Genomic DNA, 7,493 nt, shown 5'->3' with positions numbered 1-7,493 from the left:
GAAAAAAATAGCTATCAATGGCTTGGTTATAGGATTTCTTATTCAATGAAGTAAGGAGCAAGTGTCAAACTTCCGGGATAAGTCCTTGACAATAGGCGCATAGCAAGTATATAATAAAGCAAAATATAAATGGATTTGTCGATGAACGAAACGAGTATATCCGATTGTGGCAGTTCCAGCGAGCCGATGGCAGTGGGAGTTCGGCACGGACCGGCGGATAGAATGGATTCGGGAGATGCGGCCTGAACGGTGACCAGTAGGGTGCGACGGTGTATTTCCACCGCTATCAAAGAAACGTGTATCGCTTATGGCCGTACATGTAGAGCTGGACTTACTGAGTCAATCTGGGTGGCACCGCGGAAGAAACCAAACCTTTCGTCCCTATACAGGGACGGAAGGTTTTTTTGTTGTCTTCAGACAGAAGGGGAGATAGAGATGCTGGAAATGAAAGATGTCAGTTTCAATTACGGGAATGGCGTACCCGTACTGGAACACGTAAATGTACAAATCGGGGAGGGCGAATTCATTGGCCTCGGCGGTCGCAACGGCTGCGGCAAGACGACGGTGACGCGCCTGCTCATGGGGCTGGAAAAGCCGGTGTCCGGTGAAATCAGATACGACGGCAAGGTCATTAATGACGACGATGCGTCGGTACGCAGTCATTTTATCGGCTATGTCTTCCAGCGGCCGGAACGGCAGATGTTCCGGCCGACAGTCCGCGAAGAAGTGGCCTATGGGCCGCAACAGCTGGGCATGAGCCGTGATGAGATCCATCAGGCCGTCGAGGAAGCCTTAGCTGCGACTGAATTGACCGGATTAGCAGAAGCCTATCCGCCCAATCTGAACCGCGGGGAAAAACAACGCGTCGCGATTGCCTCTGCCATTGCCATGCACACGAAGTATATCGTTCTCGATGAACCGACGAGCGGTCAGGACAGCGAAGACAAAGAACAGCTTATGGCGCTGCTGACGGAACTCAACAAAAAGGGCATGACCATCCTCATCATCAGTCACGATATGGATATTTTCGCCGAATACTGTCAGCGCGTGCTGGTCATCGGCAATCATACCAAGGCTTTCGATGGAACCCCGCAGGAATTGTTTACCCAGCGCGACGATTTATACGATTTGGGCCTGAGTCGGCCCGATGCCGTGACCCTGTCGATGGCGGTCCCGGATTTTCCTTATTGTAAATCCATGAAAGAGTTTACGGCAGCCATGCTGGAACGGATAGGAGGTACCCGCAAATGATGAAGCATTTAGTCCCTGTTACGAAATTAATCGGCACGTTTGCCTTTTCTTTCTGGGCCCTGGTCATACACACGACGCTGCCTTTAGTCGTCTTAGTCATTATCGAAATCATCCTTTTGGGATTATGCGGCAGCTTATCGCGCAATATCAAGGCCGTATTCAGCCTGGCTGTCTTTGCCGTCTTCCTGGCCGTCGTCCAGCTCTTGGGCGGTGGTTCCCTGGAATCGGCATATGTTACGGGGCTCCGCATGCTGGCTATGACTATCGTCTTTATCATTTTGCTGACGACGACGCGCCTTCAGGATTTGACGGCCGCCTTGGTCAAGCAGATTAAGATTCCTTATGAATATGCTTTTATGTTTACGGCAGCCCTGCGTTTCGTACCAGATTTTATTGCAGAAAGCAAGGCCGTCCAGGAAGCCCAGGCCTGCCGGGGCTTATCGACGAAGGGTAATGTCTTTAAAAAGGTCATCAATTATATGAGCGTCGTCCAGCCGCTGATGCTCAAGTCTTTGGGCCGGTCGGAAACGATGGCTCTCAGCCTGGAATTGCGGGGATTTGGCAGTAATGAACACAGCTTCATGAGTAACGTCCGCCCTAAAGGACGGGACTATGTGGGCATCATCATCATGCTGGCCCTGAGCTGTGTCGTCGTTTATTTACGCCTGCAGGATTTGGTTTAGGAGGGGAACAAGATGAAAACTGTTGCAGATATATCTAAATTAGAATTTCATCACCGTCAAGGCGGTCAGTTCCGCTGGATTACCATTACGACACTCATGCTGGCTATCGGTACGATTTTGCACCTCGTCTCGCCGAGTGTCGGCGGCGTCACGCCAAACTGGACTATCGCCACATACTGCGTTGCCATTTGCCTGACTAAGCCGAGTTATAAACAAGCCCTGGGCATCGGCCTGGTTGCTGCTTTGGTCAACGTTCTGACGTCGAAGTCGGGTTTTCCTTATGGCAACCTCATCAGTGAACCTCTTGGCGCGCTGACCTGTACTTTCATCGTCAAGAATCTGGCATTCATTAAATTCAAGGGCCATTCGTGCCTGCCTGTCCTGACCGGTTTTGCCGCTACCTGCATGAGTGGTGGTGCCTTTGTCACGATTTTGAAGTTCGTCATGAATTTGCCGAATGTCGTCTATTTTACGGCAATGCTGCCCCTGGTTGTCGTCATCGGTGCATTGAATGCCATCGTTACGCCGCTCATGTATTTTCCGGCATTGCGCCTTTTCGTTTCCCGGGGCATCCTCGATTCCCTGGAAGAACAGGAAGTGACGTCGGACCACAGTATGTATGATTTGAAGCCGTCTCAGGATGGTCTCATTTCCATGGAACACTTGTCGTACATCTATAATAAGCAGAAGACGCCAGTGCTGGATGATGTCACTATGACGGTCCAGAAAGGTGATTTCCTGGTTATTGCCGGGGAAAGCGGCAGCGGCAAGAGTTCTCTCTGCATGGCTATGACGGGCGCGATTCCCCATTATTTCGGCGGCGTCATGAAAGGGATGGTCTATGTCGATGGCCAGGCGACGACGCAGACGACGATTTCGCAGCTGGCAACCCGCGTTGGGGCTATGCTCGATGATTACGATAGCCAGCTGGTTGCGATGACTGTTGAAGAAGAAATTGCCTTCAGCCTGGAAAACCAGGGCGTAGCCCCGGATAAAATCGGGCAGGCCATTACGGAAGCTCTGGAAAAGGTCAATATGACGCCGTACCGCCACCGCCAGGTCACGAAATTATCCGGCGGTCAGCGCCAGCGGCTGGTCATTGCCGATGTCCTGGCAACGGATCCGGATATCCTGGTCTTCGATGAACCGACGTCGGCCCTGGACCCGGAAGGGACCCATGAATTTTACGAACTGATACACGATTTGAATGTCAAATACGGCCATACGATTGTCGTCATTGAACACACGCTGGAAGCGGCGCTGCCCTATGCCAACCGGCTGGTCCTGCTGGATCACGGCCATATCCTCAGCGATGCCGATGTTGAAACGACACTGCGTTATATGTATGACCATCAGGTTTATACCAGCGCTATCCCGAAAATCTTTGCCTGCCAGATGGATTTGGAAAAAGCCGGCTGCCACTTTGATGCCCCGTGGCTGTCAACGGATGCGGCTGTAACGGCCGTCCAGAAAGCGGTCCAGGCATGAAACTCCTGTGTCTGGGGGATAGCCTGACATATGGCTTCGACGTCCGGCCGGATCAGAGCTGGACGTCCCTGGTGTCGGGCCAGAGCCATATCCATATTGATAATGAAGGGCAGTGCGGCGATACGACGACGGGCATGGTCTATCGCCTCCATCAATTCGACCTCAGCCGCTACGATGCGTTCTTCCTCATGGGAGGTTCCAATGACATCCTGCTCGATGGCGGAGTGGAACGCATTTGTCAGAATATACAGCTTATGGTTGCCATGCTGAAGGAACAGGGGAAACCGGTATATCTGGGCATTCCGCCGCTGACTAAGATGGAAAGCGCTATGTACGGCTGGCAAAATGCCAGTGATGTAGACAAACACAATGATGAACTCCGTCAGTATCGGGACTGGCTGCTTTCCTACGGACAAGAAACGGGCTGTATCGTCATTGATTTCTACGAAGCCCTGCTCAAGGCGGAAAGACGGACCGGGAAGAATCTCTACGCCGACGGCGTCCATCCCAATGCGGAAGGCTACGCCGTTTTTGCCCGGGCCGTGCTGAAGGCAATGGACGTTTAGTGGCTCGTGGCTAGTAAAAAAGGCCGACACATTAAGCATCTTTTTGCTTAATGTGTCGGTCTTTTTTAGCAGTTAGCAGTTAGCCACGCACCATTAGTGCCCGGCTGTAGGCTGGACTTCTGCTTTGGCGTCGAGGAGAACGTCTTTTTTAGCCGCTCCGTTGACTTTGTATTTCAACGTCAGGACCAGAAGGCCTGCGCAGAACATGAAGACGGCCATGAGGTAATAGCCCATGTCAAAACTGCCTGTCTGTGCCTGGACCCAGGCCATCATATTCGGGCCGAACATGCCGCCCAGATTGCCACAGGAGTTGATGAGGGCGATGGAGCCGGCAGCTGCCGGGCCGGACAGGAAGGTCGTCGGGATGGTCCACCATACACCCATGGAGGCGTGGATACCGATTGCCGATAAGCAGATGAGGAACAAGGCGGCGCCCATATTGTGTGCAAATGGCGATAAACCGAGACCGACAGCGCCGACGGCCAAAGCCCCGAAGACATGCCATACTTTATCGCCCGTAACCGTAGCGGTATGGCCGATGACCAGCTGTACGACCAGGGCTGCCATCATGGGGATAGCGATAGCTCCGCCGATAAGCGATGTAGACCAGCCGGAGAGGTTCTTGAGAACGGTCGGCATCCAGAAATAGAAGCCCCAGAAACCGACGACCCAGAGGAAATAGATGAGGCAGAGTTTTAAGACTTTTGTATCGGTGAATGCCTGGAAGACCGTGTATTTTTTGACGCTCTGCATCTTGGCCTGTTCTTCCTGGTACATCGTCGTCAAATATTCTTTTTCAGCATCGGTCAGCCAGCTGGCCTGGTCAGGACGGTCTTTGACGGCAAAGAAGAAGTAAAATGCAAAGCAGAGAGCCGGGATGGATTCCAGGATGAACAGTTCCTGCCAGCCCAAGAGGCCGAAGAAGGAATGTTCCAAGAGGACGCCGGCAATCGGTGCGCCGACGATGGTCGAGAGCAACAGCGACGTCAGCATGAGCGAGGTTGCGCGGGCCCGTTCAGCCGCCGTGAACCAGCGGGGGAACAACAGGGAATAGATGACCGGATAGAGACTGGCTTCCGAAGCCCCTAATAAGAAACGGCACAGGTAAAACTGCCATTCTGTGGTGACGAAAGCCATACAGAGGCTGACGGCGCCCCAGGTGAACATGATGCGGGAAATCCATTTCGATGCCGAGAACTTAGCGGCGAACAGGGAACCAGGGATTTCCAGGAGCAGATACCCGGCGAAGAAGATACCAGCGCCGAAGCCGTATACTTCCGGCGACAACCATGAAAGCGTCTGGGTCATGGTCAGTTTAGCGTAGGAAATATTGACGCGGTCGATGCAGGCTATAATCGAGACAAGAAAGACCGGTAAAATGATGCGAAGATCTCTCCGTCGTTTCAGACTGTCGAAATTGATGTTTTCCATGATGAATTCCTCCTATTGTGAGTCATATAGTCATAAGATAAACATGAAATAAAAAAAACTCCCGTCCACAAGGGACGGAAGTTCATATCCGCGGTACCACCCAATATTCCTCGCCAAAAAGACAAGGCACTTTTCAACGTACTATCATACGCGTTTCCTGTAACGTGGATCAGACGGTGCAGTTTACTTATTTCAACTGCAATTCTCAGAGATGATTTTCCATTTTCCTTTCACCACCGGCTTTCACCATACCCGGCTCGCTGTGCGCTTCCGTAAAAATGTACTCTTTCTCGTCATCGAATGTCAAAATATAAAATCGATGTTTAACTTACGGTCCTTATCATAGACCTTGTGCATACTTTTGTCAATAGTGGATTCGAAAATTTTATCTAAAAGCCTTGCTTGCTGGGAGGGCTCACACGTGGCGAGCCCGTCGGGTACATGTAAGAATCCCGTGCCAATTTGCTTGAACGGGCGCCCCACGTGGTCGCCCCTACAATACAAAAAGGCCGTTGCACGAAGGCCTTTAAATTTAAAACCATCCGCTAATAAATTAAAAGTTATTTGTTCGTAGTTCATCGTTCATTGTGGCAGGTTGATATTTTTTATCTTTACGACCAACGATGAATGACCTACGCTCAACGTAAAAAAGGAGCTGTCGCGTGATGCGACAGCTCCTTTACCTATGGTGGAGATGAGGAGAGTCGAACTCCTGTCCGTAAATGCCGCCCCATGAACTTCTCCGAGCGCAGACCTTGTTAGGATCTTAAACCGTTTTCGTACAAGGACAAACTAGACGATTCCAGCCTGTGAGTTTCCCGACACGACTGCCAGGCAAAGCCATGTGGTATCCCGCTAAGTGACGTCTACGAGCTGCCCGCAGGATTAGCAGCAGGAGACGTTAGCCGCGATTAGGCAGCTAAAGCAAAATTGTTTTCTTTTGCGTTTAATTTAAAAGGTTCACCGATTTACGGGCAGATGAAACCCCGGCTCGCTATTCATGATACAACCATCCACGTCGAAACCTTTACATCCCCATGGATAGACTATCCCTTTACAGGGATTCAAAATAAGTATAGCATATATTTTACCTTTTGCCAATGAAGTTTATGATATAATATGTATGGAATGCAGGCCGCAGGTCGCTACTACAAACTACAAACTTAATACTCAGAAAGGATGCCTTTATTTTGTTATTATATATCATTAAATGGTTTTATGCTTGGATTTTACCTATGGGCGGCATTGTCCTGGCTTTAATTTTGCTGCTCTGCTATATGTTCCGCAAACACAGTCCAGGACGCTGGGCTTTGGCAGTCATTACGGCTGTTTTCTATCTGCTCTCTATTGAACCGGTATCGAACGGCATCATTCATCCCTTGGAAACAGCCTACGATCAGCCGCAGGGAGCTTCCGTCGATGGAGATGTCATCATCCTGCTCGGCGGCGGTTCCCGGGCAGGTGTCCCTGATTTCGATGGGACCGGACAAGTCGGCAGTGCAGCGGCTAACCGCTTCCTCATGGCCCTGCGCCTGCAAAAAGCCAAGAACCTGCCCATCCTCTTATCGGGCGGGACGATCCTCAAGGGCGATGCCAACGAATCGTCTATTGAAAAGCGGATGCTTTTATCCCTGGGCGTACCGGAAGATAAGATATTCATGGACGACAAAAGCCGCAATACGGCAGAAAATGCCGCTTTTTCTAAACAAATCTGCAGTCAGCAGGGGTGGACGAAGCCCATTCTGGTCACGAGTGCCTTCCACATGCCCCGGTCTGTCCGGTTCTTTGAACGCCAGGGTCTGGACGTGACGCCATATCCCTGTGATTATCATACGAGCGCTGTGACGAATTGGTCGGGATATTCCATCATACCCCAGTCCTTCTACTTATTTAACTCCTGTTTGGCCATTAAGGAATATGTCGGCATCGCCGCGGCATCTTTGCGGATGCAATAAATCGGGACATAAAACGTCCATGGTATTGCAAAATCGTACCCAATGTGGCATACTTACAGTGTAAGTAGTAAGGCCCTCAAGTTCTTAGAATTATGTAAAAAAGTTATTTTCGTTTTCAA

6 protein-coding genes, 1 other RNA gene and 1 other annotated feature are annotated in these 7,493 nt (G+C 50.8%); of the genes, 5 read left to right on the top strand and 2 right to left on the bottom strand.

The features are described from left to right. The first annotated feature begins 435 nt into the window (after positions 1 to 435). From ACE418_RS12030 to ACE418_RS12015, 4 genes are read left to right on the top strand one after another with little or no spacing between them, the layout of a single operon-like run. Positions 436 to 1,251: an energy-coupling factor ABC transporter ATP-binding protein gene (locus ACE418_RS12030; protein ID WP_416450843.1), complete on the top strand. Its 816-nt coding sequence runs from the start codon at positions 436 to 438 to the stop codon at positions 1,249 to 1,251. Further along, a complete protein-coding gene (locus ACE418_RS12025; RefSeq protein ID WP_416450844.1) occupies positions 1,251 to 1,934 on the top strand; it encodes an energy-coupling factor transporter transmembrane component T family protein in 684 nt (227 codons plus the stop codon). The genes ACE418_RS12030 and ACE418_RS12025 overlap by 1 nt, the downstream gene beginning before the upstream one ends. Before the next feature lie 12 nt (positions 1,935 to 1,946). After that, positions 1,947 to 3,422, top strand: coding sequence for a tryptophan transporter (locus ACE418_RS12020; RefSeq protein WP_416450842.1), 1,476 nt, complete (start codon positions 1,947 to 1,949; stop codon positions 3,420 to 3,422). Then, positions 3,419 to 3,988 carry a GDSL-type esterase/lipase family protein gene (locus ACE418_RS12015; RefSeq protein ID WP_416450840.1) on the top strand — a complete coding sequence of 190 codons (570 nt, stop codon included), beginning with the start codon at positions 3,419 to 3,421 and terminating at the stop codon, positions 3,986 to 3,988. Before ACE418_RS12020 ends, ACE418_RS12015 begins: the two co-directional genes overlap by 4 nt. A 93-nt stretch (positions 3,989 to 4,081) precedes the next feature. Here ACE418_RS12015 and ACE418_RS12010 read toward each other — a convergent pair whose 3' ends face one another. Together ACE418_RS12010 and ssrA are read right to left on the bottom strand one after the other, a co-directional pair. After that, positions 4,082 to 5,419: an MFS transporter gene (locus ACE418_RS12010; protein WP_416450838.1), complete on the bottom strand. Its 1,338-nt coding sequence runs from the start codon at positions 5,417 to 5,419 to the stop codon at positions 4,082 to 4,084. A gap of 67 nt (positions 5,420 to 5,486) precedes the next feature. Further along, positions 5,487 to 5,725: a binding site (T-box leader), on the bottom strand. A 380-nt stretch (positions 5,726 to 6,105) separates the two neighbouring features. Then, positions 6,106 to 6,456: a transfer-messenger RNA gene (ssrA, locus tag ACE418_RS12005) on the bottom strand. A 198-nt stretch (positions 6,457 to 6,654) separates the two neighbouring features. Here ssrA and ACE418_RS12000 point away from each other — a divergent pair. After that, entirely contained in the window at positions 6,655 to 7,374 is a 720-nt protein-coding gene (locus ACE418_RS12000) for a YdcF family protein (protein WP_416450837.1), read from the top strand. Positions 7,375 to 7,493: the final 119 nt, after the last annotated feature.

This window comes from Megasphaera jansseni (genome assembly GCF_047974155.1).
GTDB lineage: Bacteria > Bacillota > Negativicutes > Veillonellales > Megasphaeraceae > Megasphaera.
This window is presented reverse-complemented; position numbering and strand designations above follow the sequence as displayed.

Excerpts from the sequence above, each read along its gene's own strand:
- ACE418_RS12020 (WP_416450842.1), top strand. The coding sequence starts at position 1,947 with ATGAAAACTGTTGCAGATATATCTAAATTAGAATTTCATCACCGTCAA.
- ACE418_RS12025 (WP_416450844.1), top strand. The coding sequence starts at position 1,251 with ATGAAGCATTTAGTCCCTGTTACGAAATTAATCGGCACGTTTGCCTTT.
- ACE418_RS12030 (WP_416450843.1), top strand. The coding sequence starts at position 436 with ATGCTGGAAATGAAAGATGTCAGTTTCAATTACGGGAATGGCGTACCC.
- ACE418_RS12015 (WP_416450840.1), top strand. The coding sequence starts at position 3,419 with ATGAAACTCCTGTGTCTGGGGGATAGCCTGACATATGGCTTCGACGTC.
- ACE418_RS12010 (WP_416450838.1), bottom strand. The coding sequence starts at position 5,419 with ATGGAAAACATCAATTTCGACAGTCTGAAACGACGGAGAGATCTTCGC.
- ACE418_RS12000 (WP_416450837.1), top strand. The coding sequence starts at position 6,655 with ATGGGCGGCATTGTCCTGGCTTTAATTTTGCTGCTCTGCTATATGTTC.